Genomic DNA, 14,370 nt, shown 5'->3' on the forward strand with positions numbered 1-14,370 from the left:
CCATAGCCCCGTCGCCAAGTGGTAAGGCACCTGACTCTGACTCAGGCATTCGGTGGTTCGAATCCATCCGGGGCTGCCAACCACGGAGTCGCCCGTCGCCGATGCGGCGGTGCGAACGGAAAAAACCCGCCGACGGCGGGTTTTTTCTTGGGCGGGGTTCTTCCGTGTCCCGCCTTCTTTAGCGTCGGCAGGGCGCCGGGAAGTTGCGGCAAGGCCATAGCGGAGCGCGACGGCTCTTGTGGGAGTGACAACAGCCTGCGGTTGCCGGGAAGTCGCCACTGCTCGCTCCCGATCTCCCGGCGGCGGCATGCCGCCGCCGCTCCCACAAGGCGCCTGCGCTCGCAAGCAGGCCGAGCCTAGAATGCCGCGATGACGACTCTCCTGGCTCCGCCGTACCTACCGATCAACGGACTGCCTGCGAGCATGCGCGAACGCGGCTTCGGCGTGCTTGCGCCGGCGGACGTGGCGGCGCTTTGCGGACATCCGCCGGCCGCGCTCGCCGCCATGCGCGGCAGTTGGGACCGGCTGCCCGAGGACACGTATCTCAAGGATGGCGGGCGCTATCGCCGCCGCCGCCATTCCTGCTTCGTGGTGGAGGGCGACGCGGTGACGCAGGCGCCGCATCGCGCGCACTGGCAGCCGCGCGACTACAACGCCCTGCACGGCGGCATGCGGCGGTGGTTCGAGCCGATCGAAGCGGACGTCGTCGCGCAGCCCGCCTGGGGCGGGCTGCTGCGGGGCCTGGGCCGGCTATGCTCGGCGCTGGACCGGGCGCGGCCCTGGTACGTTGAGGCACACCAGTTCCGCATCGATACCAGCGATGGGATCGGGCGTCCGACTCCGGAAGGCGCGCACCGCGACGGGGTCGACTACGTCGCGGTGCTGGTGGTCGACCGCGCCGGCATCAAGGGCGGCGAAACCCGGGTGTTCGCCGCCGACGGCCCCGACGGGCAACGCTTCACCCTGACCGAGCCGTGGAGCCTGCTGTTCCTGGACGATGCCCGCGTCATCCACGAATCCACCCCGATCCAGCCGCAGGATGATCGCGATCCCGGCCACCGCGACAGCCTGGTGCTCACCTACCGCGCCGCGGGATTCCAGGGCGACAGCTAGGCTCGACACGCGCCCTGTAGGAGGGGCTTCAGCCCCGACAGGCAACGACAAGCCCGACAGTCGACCTGCGCAACGCGCGGCGGCGCGTTTGTCCTCGCGGCCGCCGTGAGATGCGTCTGGCGCGGTCGGGACTGAAGCCCCTCCTACAAGGGAAATGGTGCAGACGGTACGCCCTGGGGCCCTCGGGTAGTCCGGGACTGGCGCCGGCATGTCCGCGCCAGGCGCCTTTCTTCCGGGACTGGGCTAGGATGCGACGCGCAGGGTGGAGGGCCGCCTGCGGGGAGTGAGCGATGGACCAGGACTTGACCGGGCTGCTGCACGCGTGGCGCGCCGGCGACGAGGTTTCGCGCGACCACCTGCTGGCGCAGGTCTACGACGCACTGCGCGGCATGGCCGCGGCACGCCTCGGGCGCGGGCGCAACCATACCCTGCAGCCGACCGCCGTGGTCAACGAGGCCCTGCTGCGCCTGCTCGGCAACGACACCGACTGGGAGGATCGCGCCCACTTCTTCGCACTGGCGGCACTGAAGATGCGCGCGGTGCTGGTCGATCACGCGCGCGCGCGCGCCGCGGAAAAGCGCGGCGGCGACGTCGCGATGCTCACGCTCTCGCATGCCGACCGCGAGGCCGGCGGCGACGTGGAGATCGACGTGCTGGCGCTGCACCAGGCGCTGGAACGCCTGGCCGAACGCGACGAGCGCGCCGCGCTCGGATTGGAGATGGCCTATTTCGGCGGTATGGAACGCAAGGACATCGCCTGCGTGCTCGGCGTCTCGGTGCCGACCGTGGAGCGCGACCTGCGTTTCGCGCGCGCCTGGTTGAACCAGCAGCTGGCCTGAATCGGGCAAGTTCAGCGTTTGGAGACGGCATGGAAACGGCACGCTGGCAGGATCTCCGGCAGTTGTTCGATGCGGTCTGCGACCAGCCCCCGGCGCGCTGGGAGCAGTGCCTGCGCACGCTCAGCGACGATCCGGTGCTGATCGCCGAGGCGCTGGACCTGTTGCGGGCCCAGACCGCCAGCTTCGACCACGCGCTGGAACCCCTGCGCGAGCTGATGGCTTCGCTGCCGGACGCCGAGCTACAGGTCGGCGATCGCCTCGGCGCCTGGCAACTGGTCGAGCGCCTGGGGAGCGGCGGCATGGGCACCGTGTTCGTGGCCGAACGTGCCGACGGCCTGTTCCGCCAGCGCGTGGCCATCAAGCTGCTGCGCGGTACGGCCGGGCGCGGCGCCACCGCCGAACGGCTGGCGGCCGAGCGCCAGATCCTGGCCGAACTGCAGCACCCCGACATCGCACGCCTGTACGACGGTGGCACCACGCCCGCTGGCGAGCCCTACCTGGTGATGGAACATGTCGAGGGCCTGCCGCTGGACGAATACTGCGAACGCGCGGCGCCCCCGCTGCGGCAGCGTCTGGAGATGTTCGTTCGCATCTGTCGCGCGGTGCAGGCCGCGCACCAGCGTCTGGTGGTGCATTGCGACCTGAAGCCGGGAAACGTGCTGGTGCGTCCGGACGGCGATCCGGTGCTGCTGGATTTCGGCATCGCGAGGCTGCTGGACGCTGACACGCCGGGGGAGGCCGGCAGCTTCTGCACGCCCGCCTACGCCAGTCCGGAGTTGCTCGCGGGCAAGCCGGTCAGCGTGGTCAGCGATGTCTTCAGCCTTGGCGTGCTCCTGGCCGAGCTGCTGGCCTGCCGCAGGACCGGACGCGGCGCGGCGGACAGCGGCGTCCGGGTCTCCGTTCCGTCCGCGCTAGCGGGAACCGGCTGCCCCTGGCGTTGGAAGCTGGCCGGCGACCTGGATGCGATCGTGGCCCGCGCGTGCGCGCTCGACCCGTATCAGCGCTATCCCGCTGTGGAAGCCTTGGCGGCCGATATCGAGCGCCACCTGCAGCGACGCCCGGTGCAGACGCGCGCGCCAACGCTGCGCTACCGGGCCGGCCGCTGGCTGCGTCGGAACTGGAGGGGAAGTGCGGCGGCCGCCACGGTCGTGGCGGCGACCGGCGTCTTCGTCTGGCAGCTCGGGATGGCGCAGGCACGCGCCGAGCGTGAGGCCGACACCGCGCAGCGTGTGAGCGATTTCCTGGTGGCGACCTTCGACGCCGCGGATCCCCGCATGCGTGGGGCGAGCGGCACCGAGGAGCCCACCGCGCGCCGGGTACTCGACCTCGGCGTGGAGCGGGTGGACGCGGAGCTGGCGGGCTCGCCGGCCGTGCTGCACCGCATGCAATGGGTGTTGGGCCGCGCCTACGCCAACCTGGGTGAGCGCGAGCGCTCCGAAGCCATGCTTCGCCGTGCGGTCGAAGGATTCCTGGCCCCGGACACCTTCCGCCCGGACCTGGCGGCCGCGGCGCTGGGCCACCTGGCGACCCTGATGAGCAACCAGATGCGCGCGGCGGACGCGATGGATGCCGCGCGCCGCGCGCTGGACCTGCAGCTACGGCACGATTCGCGCCCGGAGTCGCTTGCCGTCACCTACAACGTGCTTGGACTGGCGCAACAGGCCAGCGCCGACTATGCGGCCGCCGAGGTCTCGTACCTCCAGGCGCTGGCGCTGAACCGGCAGCTGCATGGCGCAGACAGCCTGGAAGTGGCGGCCACCTTGCACAATCTCGCGCAGATGCATCGTTTCGCCGGCGACGCCGTGCAAGCCGAAGCGCACTATCGACAGGCGCTCGAGATCAAGCTCGTGCACGGCAGTGACAGCGTCACGGTGCACGCCAGCCGTCAGGGGCTGGCGATGACGCTCGGCTCGCTCGGCCGGTTCGACGAGGCGGCGTTGCTGCTGCGGGAGAACATCCTGCTGGCCGAGGCGCTGGTGGGGCGCGAGAGCGAAAAGGTGGCCGACACCGAGATGAAGCTGGCGGTGGTCCTGCAGCAGTCGGGGGAGTACGACATCGCGCGAGCGCACTACCTCGAGGCGTTGGCGATCACCGAGCGGGTGCTCGGCCGAGACAGCATCGACTACGCCGTCGTGGCGGGCCAGCTGGCCACCCTCGAGGAGACACGCGGAGATCTTGAAGCGGCCGAGCCGCTCTATCGCGTCGCCACCGAGATCCGGCGGGCGCGGCTGCCGCCGGAGGACAGGCTCGTGTTGCGCAACGAAGCCTACCTGGGGCGCGTGCTGTGGCGGTTGGGGCGTCTGCAGGAGGGTGGGGCGCTGCTGGCGAAGGCCCTGCCCGCATGGCAACGCTACTTCGACGCGCACACGCCCGGCGAGCCGATGCCGACGGACCTGGTGAGAGCGCGCCTGATCGAGGCCGACTGGCTGCTGCGGCAAGGTCGACTGGACGAGGCCGAGCAGGTGATTCCCGTCGTCGACGAAGCCCAGCCCGGACTGGTCCTGGCGCGGTTGGCACAGGTGGCGGAACTGGCCCAGCGCCGTCGCGACTGGGGTAGAGCGAGCACCGAGTGGCAGCGGGTAGTGGCACTGTCGGCCGCCCATGCAGGCGACGACAGTCCGCCGACCGCGAAATGGCGAGTGTCCTACGCCGAGACGCTTGCCGCCGCTGGCGAAGCCGTTGCGGCGGGCGAGCAGGTCCGGTTGGCCGAGGCATCATTGCGCCGCGTGCTGGTGCCCGGGGCGGAACTGCTGCAACGGCTCGACGCGGTGCAGGCGCAGCTGACTGCAGCAGACGGCGGCTGACCGCCGCGCGGCCCCGGCATGGTGGGGTGTGGTGGTCAAAAGAGGGCGGAGACCAAGGATCTCCGCCCCCGCGTACCGACAGCGTCGGTGCCGGATCACGGCATCACAGGTCCAGGCCGAAGCCGATGCCGGCCGAACGTTCCGAACCGCTGAAGGCGCCGCCCAGGGAGAACGAGGCGCGCTGGCCCACGCGCTTGCCGTAGCCGACCGACAGCGCCTGCTCGCCGCCCTGGAAGCCGGCGCCGACCGCGACACGTCCGCGCGGGCTCTGTGAGCCAGCGGCGTTGATCGCCATGTTCAACATCGCCGCGCCCATCGCACCCTGCCGGTCGATCCGCTTGTCCTGGCGATGCAGGCGGCGATCGACGTCGTCGAAGCGGTCCTCCAGCGCATCCAGCCGTCCGTTGATGGAGCTTGGATCGAAGCCGAGCAGGTTGGCGACCTGGGTGTCGGTGTAAGCGTTGGCGGCGGAAAGCGTCTGCGTGTCGCCGGCATCGGCATGGACGGCGGCCGAGGCGAGCGTCGCACCGTCGCCGGCGTCCATCTGGCCCTTGTTGACGGCATCGTGCGCGGCGGTGCCGGCGGCGACATTGGAGATCAGGGTGCCGTCGGCGCCTTCGAGCGCAATTGTGTCCATGTCGGAGTTCTCATAGGCCACGCCCAGCGGGTTGCCGGGACCGGCAGGGCCCGCCGGTCCATCGGCACCTGCCGGGCCTTGCGGGCCGGCCGGACCCTGGGGCCCGGCGGGACCCACAGGGCCCGGACCGCCGCCCTGGTCCGACAATGCCGTCAACCGACTGTCGACCGCAGCGAAGGCGCCGCCGACGTCGTGGTACTCGGCGCCCTGGATCACGTAGGTCGGCGCGGTGAACACGCCGCCGCCAAAACTTGCGCCGCCGCCCAGCGCCGTGGCGTAGGGGTGGAGCTGGCCGACGTTGACCGCGTCGGTATCTTCGGTGCCGGCCGCGAGATTGACCAGTTGTCGCAGGAGTTCTCCGTCGCCGATGGAAACCGTTTCGGAACGGTCGGCCACCGAGGAGGAGCCGAGCGCGACGGAGTTCACGGCCGTGGCCTTGGTCAGGTGACCCATGGCGATGCTTCTGTGACCACTGCTCGAGCTCTGGTAGCCGATTGCGGTGCCGAGGTCTCCCGTCGCCTCGGCCAAAACGCCGATCGCGATGCTTCGCTCGCCGCTCGCTGTGCTGTCTACGCCGTATGCGTTGCTGCCTTCCCCGGTGGCACTGCTGTTGCGGCCGACCGCGCTGCTGTTGTCGCCGCTGGCCTCGCTCAGCATGCCGAGCGCGGTGCTGCGCAGGCCGGCGGCGTCGCTGCCGGCGCCGAGTGCGGTGGAATGCTCGCCAGAGGCATCGCTGGCCTGGCCGAGTGCGGTGCTGCCCAGGCCGGTGGCGTCGCTGCCGGCGCCCAGCGCCGTAGTGGCCGAGGCGGTGGCGGTGCTGCTGGCGCCGATCGCGACCGAGAGCGTGGCGCTGGCGATGCTGCCGGACCCCAGCGCGGTGGCGGCCTGTCCGTCGGCCTCGCTCAGGTAGCCGATGGCGATGCCGAAATCGCCGGACGCGATGCTCTCGGCGCCGAAGGCGATGCTGTTGTCGCCGCTGGCCGAACTCCAGAAGCCGTTCGCCGTAGCGCGGGCGCCGCCGGCCGAGCTCAGGTAACCGATAGCGGTGGCGGCGTCCGTGCTGGCAATGCTGCGTCCGCCGATGGCGGTGCTGAAGGTGGCGGTCGCGTGGCTCTCCGCGCCGATGGCGGTGCTACTGATACCGGTCGCCTGCGCGTCCGAGCCGTAGGCGCTGGCGCTCGCGGCAGTCGCGATGCTCTGCACTCCGGTGGCGGTGCCATCGGCGGCGGTGGCGCGGGCGCCGGCGCCGAATGCGCTGGCACGGGCGGCCGATGCCAGGGTTCTCTCGTCGGCGTCCGGAAGGCCGTCGTTGTCGGCGTCGTGCCAGCCGCCGACGGCGGTGGTGCCAACTGCGCTGGCTTCGCTGTAGGCGCCGAGCGCGGTCGCGTGTGTGCCGGACGCATTGGCGTTGCCGCCGAACGCGGAACTTTGGTAGCCCAGTGCCTTGCTGGCCGTGCCCACTGCCGTGCTCCTCTCCTGGCTGGCAACGCTGGCCGAACCGATCGCAATGCTGCGCGCGCCGCTGGCCATGCTGTGGTTGCCGATCGCGACGGTGAACACCCCGGTCGCCTCGCTATTGCGGCCCATCGCCACCGCATAAGTACCGGCGGCGTTGCTGCCGGTGCCGCAGGCCAGCGCCTCGAGTCCTGGCGCGGTTGCGGTTCCGCCGCTTTCGCCGGCCGTTTCGAAATCACAGACATCGCCCGCAAAGGCCACGCCGGTGGCGGCGAAAGACAAGGCGATGGCGACGGCCAGGGCGCGACGCTGGCGTCGCGCAGTAATCATGTTCGGATGTTTCATCTGGATTCTCCTGATGGATTGGTGTCGCGCGGACGCAGAGGGGCGTGCCCTCGACCTGGAGATCGAATCCGGCCGGGCCTCCCCCGCTTCCGGGGCGATGACCACGTCGCGCTTGAACAACCAACCGGCAAAGCGGCCGCAAACCCATCACTTCGGACGAAATATCTCCCTTGCGGGAAACGCGCCTTCTTGCCGATCGTAGGAGCGCGCCATGCGCGCGATGCCGCGGACGCTTCGCCGCCGGCGGCTCCGATCGCCTGTGTGCGTGCCGGCTCGGCACGACGGGCGATGCTGCGCCGGACGCCGTGACATGACCGGCATCGCGCGCATGGCGCGCTCCTACGCAATGGCCGGATGCGTGGCGAACTTCAAAAAAAAGCGGGCGTGACGACGTCGTCGCCACGCCCGCGGCCGGACCGCCCGTAGGCCTCGCCCGGACTTGGGACTGCCGTCAGAAGCCGATGCCGACGCCCAGCGTGGTCGAGCGCTCCGAACCGCTGAAGGCGCCGCCGAGGGTCAGCGCCGCGCGCCGTCCGATGCGCTGCTGCAGGCCGATCGAGAACGCCTGCTTGCCGTTGTATTCGCCGGCGGCGAAGCCGATGCGGCTTTGTCCCTCTTCGACCGCCGCCGCACTTGCGGCCATTCCGATCATCGCCGCGTTCAGCGCGCCGACCCGGTCGATGCGGGCATCTTGCCGGTGGAGCCGCTGGTCGACATCGGCGAAGCGGTCATCGAAGGCGTCCAGCCGGCCGTTGATGGAACCTGGGTCGAAGCCGGCGATGTCGGCGATCCGGGTATCGGTGTAGGCGTTGGCCGCGCCCAGGGTCGCCGTGTCGCCGGCGTCGGCATAGGTTTCCGCCGCGCTCAGCGTGGCGGCGTCGCCGGCATCCATGTCGCCGCGGATCGCCGCTTCGCGATTGTCGGTATAGGCATTGGCGGCGGTACCGCCGGTGGCGACGGCGGTATCGGTGTAGGCGTTCGCGGTGGTCAGCGTGGCTTGTAGCTGCGACAGGTTGACTGCATCGGTGGCCGAGGCTCCCGCCGCTAGATTGGCCAGGCGACGTTCGTTTCCTGCCGAGCCAATCGAAACCGTGTTGGACTGATCGGCGACGGATCCGGCACCCAACGCGACCGCATTGGATGCTCCCGCATGGATGATGCTGCCGGTGCCCATGGCGGTGCCCAGATCCGCCTGGACGCTCGAATTTACGCCGATGGCGATGTCGTCGGTTCCGCCGGCGATCGCCTGGAATCCCAGAGCCAGGCTGTTTTCCCCCGCAGCCAGGCTCTTCGTGCCCAAGGCCGTCGCGGCATCACCGGAGGCGATGCTGCCCCTGCCGAAGGCTGAAGCATTGGCGGTGCTGGCTTTACTGAGGGCGCCGACCGCGGTGGCGAACGAGCCGGTGGCTGCGGCGTTGATACCTGCAGCTACGCCGAAATTTCCACTAGCGTCGCTATTGCCGCCAACGGCGGTGCTATGAAGGCCGGTTGCATTGCTGGAAGCTCCCACGGCGGTCGCTGTCAGGTTGCTTGCCATCGCGTTCTGTCCCATCGCAGTCGTTTGTAGATCGTCGGCAACGGCGTTCATGCCGAGTGCGGTGCTGCGGATGCCGGTGGCGCTGCTCGATGCGCCGAGTGCAGTGCCGTTCTCTCCACTGGCCACGCTTTGTGAACCAATCGCCGTGGAATCGGTTGCAAAAGCCTGACTGGAGTATCCGAAAGCAGCACTGCGCTCGCCAGCGGCGCTGGCAAAACTGCCAGAGGCAGTACTGTTCACACCGCTGGCCTCGCTGAAGGATCCCATTGCCAGACTGCGCGTGCCACCGGCTGTGGACCCATATCCGACGGAGATACTGAATGTTCCTCCCGCACTGCCTTTGACGGAAATGCTGTTGTCGCCGCTGGCAACGCCGGTAACGGCAACACTGCCGAATCCGGATGCTCGGGCGACACCGCCGAGCGCCGTGCTGAATTCGCCCGTCGCCTGCGCAAGTGCCCCATAGGCGGCGGAGCGTTGCCCTACGGCGATCGTCCCCTCGCCAGGGTCGACCAGGTTGTTGCCGTTTAGATCCATCCAGGTACCAGTCGCGACACTGCCGACCCCCGAGGCGATTACGTGGGAGCCCACCGCCGTGCTCGATTCCGGGCCCGCCAGGCTGAACGTGCCGATCGCCGTGGAGCGCGGTCCATTGGCCGTGGCGTTGGATCCGCAAGCCAGCGAGTCGGAGCCCGGTGCTGCGGCGCCAGCGCCGCTTTCCCCCGCGGTTTCCAGGTCGCAGACGTCGCCGGCCATCGCGGCGCCGGAAAAGGTCAGGCAGACGGCGATGGCCAGTGTTGAGGACAAGCAATGGCGAGGGTGGATGGACAGTGTCGGCAGGTTCATGGTGTGCTCCGAAGGAAGATTGGATTCGCGCAGTCGCAGAGGGACTCGCCCTCGACCGGAAGCTGGATCCCCCGGCCGGGCCTCCCCCGGCTTCCGGGGCAACGACCACGCCGCGCTTGCAGTACGAACCGGCAAAGGCGCGCCGGACCCATCACCGCGCCTCGGGTATTGCGAGCCGAAGCCCGGCATGCGGCCGCACTGACGCTTCCGGCGTCCCGGTTACAATCGCAACCATCGCGCTGTGGCGCCGGAAACACGGAGTCCCGATGAAGCTTGGTTCCCTGAAGGAGGGCGGCCGCGACGGCACCCTGGTCGTCGTCTCCCGCGATCTGTCGCGCGCGGTGCGCGCCGGCGAGATCGCCGCGACCCTGCAGCAGGCGCTGGAGGACTGGTCCAATCTCGCGCCGCGGCTCAATGCGCTGGCACAGCAGCTCGAGAACGGGCAGGCGGCGGGCGCCTTCGATCTCGACATGGCCCAGCTGGCCGCGCCGCTGCCGCGCGCCTACGAGTTCGTCGACGGCAGCGCCTACCTGCCGCACGTGGAACGCGTGCGCCGCGCGCGCGGCGCCGAGGTGCCGGAAAGTTTCTACACCGACCCGCTGATGTACCAGGCGACCAGCGCCGGCTTCTACGGCCCGCGCGACCCGGTTCGCGTACCCAGCGAGGACCACGGCATCGACCTGGAGGCCGAGATCGTGGTGGTGACCGACGACGTGCCGATGGCGGCGACGCCGGAGCAGGCGGCGGCGCACATCCAGCTGGTCGGACTGGTCAACGACGTCTCCCTGCGCAACCTGATCCCGGGCGAGCTGGCCAAGGGCTTCGGCTTCCTGCAGTCGAAGCCGCGCTCGGCGCTGAGCCCGGTGTTCGTGACCCCGGACGAGCTGGGCGAGGCCTGGCGCGGCAACAAGCTGCACCTGCCGCTGCTCACCCATGTCAACGGCGAGTGGTTCGGTGCCCCCGAAGCCGGCGTCGACATGCAGTTCGACTTTGCCCAACTGGTGGCGCACGCGGCCCGGACCCGGCCGCTGTCGGCCGGCACGATCGTCGGCTCCGGCACCATCGCCAACCAGGACACCGGCAAGGGCGCCTCGTGCTTCGCGGAGAAGCGCACCGTGGAAGCGCTGGAGCATGGCAAGCCGCTGACGCCGTTCATGCGCTTCGGCGACACCGTGCGCATCGAGATGCTCGATCGCGACGGCCGCTCGATCTTCGGCGCCATCGAGCAGCGGATCGAACGCCCGTCCGGCGCCTGATCGGGCGAGGCGATCGCAGCCGAACGGGCGTCGCGACGCGACGGATGGGCGGCCGCGGCGGCGGCTTCCGCGTTACTGTTGACGACAGGCGGCCACAGGGGGACGCATGGGAGAAGGAAAGATGGCGGAGCCGCTCAAGCTGTACTCGTATTGGCGTTCGAGTGCGGCCTATCGGGTGCGGATCGGCCTGAACCTCAAGGGGCTGCCGTACGAGATCGCGCCGGTGCACCTGGTGCGCAACGGCGGCGAGCAGCACGGGCCGGAGTACGCCGAGGCCAACCCGCAGAAGCTGGTGCCGATGCTGGAGCACGGGCGACGCCGCCTGCTGCAATCGCTGGCGATCCTGGAATACCTGGACGAAGTCTGGCCGTCACCCCCGCTGCTGCCCGCCACCGCGCGCGAACGCCAGCGGGTGCGCGCGCTGGCGCAGCTGGTCGCCTGCGACATCCATCCGCTCAACAACCTGCGGGTGGTGCGCTTCTTCGAGCACGAATGGAACGTGCCCCAACCAGAGCGCGACGTCTGGATGCGGCACTGGATGACCGAAGGCCTGGCGGCGTTCGAGGCGCTGTTGTCCGATCACCCTTCCACCGATGCGTTCTGCGATGGCCAGGCGCCGACCCTGGCCGACTGCTGTCTGGTGCCGCAGGTGTACAACGCGCGCCGCTTCGGCGTCGACATGACGCCGTATCCGACCATCCGCCGCATCGAGGCGGCCTGTCTGGCGCTGCCGGCGTTCGACGCCGCGCGTCCGGAGCGCCAGCCCGACGCACCAAAGACGTAGGAGCGCGCCATGCGCGCGATGCCGCGGGCACCTCGCCGCCCGTGGGCGTTGATGACCGGTGCGCCTGCCGGTCCAGGATCGCCGCGTTCGTCGAATGCTGCAGACACCCGCGGCATCGCGCGCATGGCGCGCTCCTACGGGGGCGGCTGCATTCGAGGATGCCGGTTACGTGTGCTCGTTCTCCGACGTGCTGTCGAAGACATCGGCATAGGGGTCGTGCTCGCCGGTCCCGCCCTCCGAGAGCCGGAACTTCAGCGCCAGGCCGTCGCGTGAATCGGCGGCCTTCAGCGCTTCTTCCATCTCGATCTTGCCTTCCTTGTAGAGCCGGAACAGGCACTGGTCGAAGCTTTCCATGCCTTCCTCCAGGGTCTCCTCCATCGCCTGCTTGATCTCGTGCACCTGCCCGCGCCGCAGCAGGTCGCGGATCATCGGCGTGTTGATCAGCACCTCGGCTGCCGGCAGACGGCGGCCGTCGACGCCGACCACCAGGCGCTGGCTGACCACCGCCTTGAGGTTCAGCGCCAGGTTCATCAGCACGTTCTTGTGCGCGTTCTCGTGGAAGAAGTTGAGAATGCGCTCGATGGTCTGGTCGGCGTTGTTGGAGTGCAGGGTCGCCAGGCACAGGTGACCGGTCTCGGCGAAGGCGATCGCCGCCTCCATGGTGGTGGCGTCGAGGATCTCGCCGATCAGGATGACGTCGGGCGCCTCGCGCATGGCGTTCTTCAGCGCATTGTGGAAGGTGTGGGTGTCGAGCCCGACCTCGCGCTGGTTGACGATCGACTTCTTGTGCTTGTGCAGATACTCGATCGGGTCCTCGATGGTGAGGATGTGTCCGGACGTATGGCTGTTGCGGTGGTCGATCATCGACGCCAGCGTGGTCGACTTGCCCGAGCCGGTGGATCCGACGATCAGCACCAGCCCGCGCGGGGCCATGATGATCTGCTTGAGCGCCTGCGGCAGCTGCAGCTCCTCGATGCTGGGGATGACGCTGCGGATGGCGCGGATCACCATGCCGATCTCGCCGCGCTGCTTGAACACGTTGACGCGGAAGCGCCCCGAGTCCTGCAACGACAGCGCCATGTTCAGCTCCAGCTCGCGCTCGAACACCGGTACCTGGCCCTCGTCCATGAGCGAATAGGCGATCTTCTTCACCATGCCGGTGGGCAGCCCGGTGTTGCCGAGCGGGTACAGTCTGCCCTCGACCTTGATGTAGACCGGCGCCCCGGTGGTCAGGAACATGTCCGAGGCGTTTTTTTCCGTCATCAGCTTCAGGAAATAGCCGATGTCCATGAACGAATCCCCTTTCGGCCGTGATCGGTCGTTGCGATCCGGCCGCCTGCTGTCGACAATGGCCGCAGATTCCCCATCGGTACGGCCGCCAATGTCAGCTAGCATTGCACAGTTGAGAGTGTTCCTGCAGGCGTCCGCCTTCGGGATCGTGCTGGCGCTCACAGCTTGCGCCAGTCTGCCGCCGCCCACGGCCGAACTGGCGGCCGCGCAGCAGTCGGTCGCCCGCGCCTCCGATGCCGATGCCGACCAGTACGCGCCGGAGGAAATCGCCCAGGCCCGGACCCTGCTCGGGCAGGCGCAGGCGGCGATGGCCGGCGGCCGCGAACGCGACGCGCGCAGTGCCGCGCTGAGCGCCTCGGCACTCGGCGACTTGGCCCACGCCCGCAGCCGTGAGGCGGTGGCCAATACCGAACTGGCGCAGCGCCGGGCGCAGATCTCGCGGCTGCGCGAGCAGTTGGGTATGGAGGAGGACTGACATGAAGACCCTATCGTCCTGGATGTTGCTGGCCCTGCTGTGTGTCCCCGTCTGCACTTCCGTCGCGCATGCGGCGGACGACCCGGCCGCGCAGCGCTTGTCGCAGCGGCTGCAGGCGCTCGACGCCGATCCGGTGCAGAGCGGTTTCGCCAACTACGAGCGCCTGCAGGCACGGCAGGCGGTGGACGCCTATGCCAACGCCCGCGGCGATCGTGCCCAACCGCTGCAGGTCGCCGAATGGCGCGTGGAGACCGCCGAGACGGCCGCGCGCACCGAGGCGGTCCGGCGCGAGATCGCCGAACTGGAGCGCGAGCGCAGCGACCTGCTGGTCGAGGCCAGCCGGCAGGAGGCCGCGCGCGCGCGGCAGGAGGCCGAGCGCATGCGCGTGCAGGCGCAGATCCAGGCCGAAGAAGCGGCGCGCCTGCGCATGGCGGCGGAGTCCGAGTACAGCGCCCGCCAGGAAACCGAGATCGTGCTCGACGGAGTCGCCAGCGACCAGGCGGCCAAGCTGCGCGCGGCGCGCGCCCGCGAAGCCGAGCTCGCGCGCCGCGAGGCGGAACTGATGCGCGCGGCGGAAGACGACGACTGACCGCGACAGGCGCCGCCGTCCCGCCAAGGCGCCTGTCTTTGCATCGCATCTTGCCTGCACTGCACTTCCCTTCTCCCGCCGGCGGCCTATAGGCGCGCGCGCGACCGAACGCCCGCGCGTGTTTGCATGGATCGGAGCACGGAGCGAAGTGACGTGGGCGCCGGATGAGGAGGCTTTTCGTGCCTGCGCGCCCGCCATCCGCACTTCGGGCACCTGCCCCCGCAGGCGGAGGAGGGGGCGCTTATTCAGAATTGGCGACCGAGGGGATCCAGCGACGTCCATTCCCCGGGGAAGGGCGATGTCGGAGGCGCCGCAATGCTGCAGCTGCGGCGTAATTCTCGCCTGTGCGGGCCGGCGCGTGATCTGGGGTCTCCGAGCTGCATTAACGAATAATTTCCAA

General features: G+C 69.5%; 10 protein-coding genes and 1 tRNA gene. 8 read left to right on the top strand and 3 right to left on the bottom strand.

Translation table 11 applies throughout. The annotated features are described in order from the left end of the window. Positions 1–4 precede the first annotated feature (4 nt). The 4 genes from FXO19_RS08945 (at position 5) to FXO19_RS08960 (ending at position 4,756) form a co-directional block, all read left to right on the top strand. Positions 5–79, top strand: a tRNA-Gln gene (locus FXO19_RS08945). Positions 80–369: 290 nt separating this feature from the next. After that, positions 370–1,113 (top strand): 2OG-Fe dioxygenase family protein, encoded by a 744-nt coding sequence (locus FXO19_RS08950; RefSeq protein WP_149194729.1) that lies wholly within the window; start codon positions 370–372, stop codon positions 1,111–1,113. A 290-nt stretch (positions 1,114–1,403) separates the two neighbouring features. Further along, on the top strand, positions 1,404–1,952 hold the full coding sequence (locus FXO19_RS08955; RefSeq protein ID WP_149194730.1) for an ECF-type sigma factor: 549 nt from the start codon (positions 1,404–1,406) through the stop codon (positions 1,950–1,952). Positions 1,953–1,981: 29 nt separating this feature from the next. After that, complete coding sequence (locus FXO19_RS08960) at positions 1,982–4,756, top strand: serine/threonine-protein kinase (RefSeq protein WP_149194731.1); 2,775 nt, start codon at positions 1,982–1,984, stop codon at positions 4,754–4,756. Positions 4,757–4,859: 103 nt separating this feature from the next. Here the strand turns inward: FXO19_RS08960 and FXO19_RS08965 are convergent, their stop codons facing one another. Then, entirely contained in the window at positions 4,860–7,193 is a 2,334-nt protein-coding gene (locus FXO19_RS08965; RefSeq protein ID WP_149194732.1) for a YadA-like family protein, read from the bottom strand. Between the two features lie 451 nt (positions 7,194–7,644). Further along, on the bottom strand, positions 7,645–9,576 hold the full coding sequence (locus FXO19_RS08970) for a YadA-like family protein (RefSeq protein WP_149194733.1): 1,932 nt from the start codon (positions 9,574–9,576) through the stop codon (positions 7,645–7,647). Between the two features lie 266 nt (positions 9,577–9,842). Between FXO19_RS08970 and FXO19_RS08975 the strand changes: the two genes are divergently transcribed. Together FXO19_RS08975 and maiA are read left to right on the top strand one after the other, a co-directional pair. Then, positions 9,843–10,832 (top strand): fumarylacetoacetate hydrolase family protein, encoded by a 990-nt coding sequence (locus tag FXO19_RS08975; protein WP_149194734.1) that lies wholly within the window; start codon positions 9,843–9,845, stop codon positions 10,830–10,832. A gap of 121 nt (positions 10,833–10,953) precedes the next feature. Next, positions 10,954–11,616, top strand: a complete 663-nt coding sequence (gene maiA, locus FXO19_RS08980) for a maleylacetoacetate isomerase (RefSeq protein ID WP_149194735.1) — start codon at positions 10,954–10,956, stop codon at positions 11,614–11,616. 165 nt (positions 11,617–11,781) lie between these two features. Here the strand turns inward: maiA and FXO19_RS08985 are convergent, their stop codons facing one another. After that, positions 11,782–12,906, bottom strand: a complete 1,125-nt coding sequence (locus FXO19_RS08985) for a PilT/PilU family type 4a pilus ATPase (protein ID WP_149194736.1) — start codon at positions 12,904–12,906, stop codon at positions 11,782–11,784. A gap of 118 nt (positions 12,907–13,024) precedes the next feature. On the opposite strand from FXO19_RS08985, the gene FXO19_RS08990 reads away from it, so the two are divergent. Beyond that, positions 13,025–13,381, top strand: a complete 357-nt coding sequence (locus FXO19_RS08990; protein WP_255516362.1) for a DUF4398 domain-containing protein — start codon at positions 13,025–13,027, stop codon at positions 13,379–13,381. A 1-nt stretch (position 13,382) separates the two neighbouring features. Beyond that, positions 13,383–13,970 (top strand): SPFH domain-containing protein, encoded by a 588-nt coding sequence (locus FXO19_RS08995; RefSeq protein WP_149194738.1) that lies wholly within the window; start codon positions 13,383–13,385, stop codon positions 13,968–13,970. Positions 13,971–14,370 lie beyond the last annotated feature (400 nt).

This window comes from Luteimonas suaedae, assembly GCF_008312895.1.
Lineage (GTDB): Bacteria > Pseudomonadota > Gammaproteobacteria > Xanthomonadales > Xanthomonadaceae > Luteimonas > Luteimonas suaedae.

Coding starts and splice junctions, on each gene's coding strand:
- FXO19_RS08950 (WP_149194729.1), top strand. CDS start 370: ATGACGACTCTCCTGGCTCCGCCGTACCTACCGATCAACGGACTGCCT.
- FXO19_RS08985 (WP_149194736.1), bottom strand. CDS start 12,906: ATGGACATCGGCTATTTCCTGAAGCTGATGACGGAAAAAAACGCCTCG.
- FXO19_RS08975 (WP_149194734.1), top strand. CDS start 9,843: ATGAAGCTTGGTTCCCTGAAGGAGGGCGGCCGCGACGGCACCCTGGTC.
- FXO19_RS08960 (WP_149194731.1), top strand. CDS start 1,982: ATGGAAACGGCACGCTGGCAGGATCTCCGGCAGTTGTTCGATGCGGTC.
- FXO19_RS08970 (WP_149194733.1), bottom strand. CDS start 9,576: ATGAACCTGCCGACACTGTCCATCCACCCTCGCCATTGCTTGTCCTCA.
- maiA (WP_149194735.1), top strand. CDS start 10,954: ATGGCGGAGCCGCTCAAGCTGTACTCGTATTGGCGTTCGAGTGCGGCC.
- FXO19_RS08965 (WP_149194732.1), bottom strand. CDS start 7,193: ATGAAACATCCGAACATGATTACTGCGCGACGCCAGCGTCGCGCCCTG.
- FXO19_RS08955 (WP_149194730.1), top strand. CDS start 1,404: ATGGACCAGGACTTGACCGGGCTGCTGCACGCGTGGCGCGCCGGCGAC.
- FXO19_RS08995 (WP_149194738.1), top strand. CDS start 13,383: ATGAAGACCCTATCGTCCTGGATGTTGCTGGCCCTGCTGTGTGTCCCC.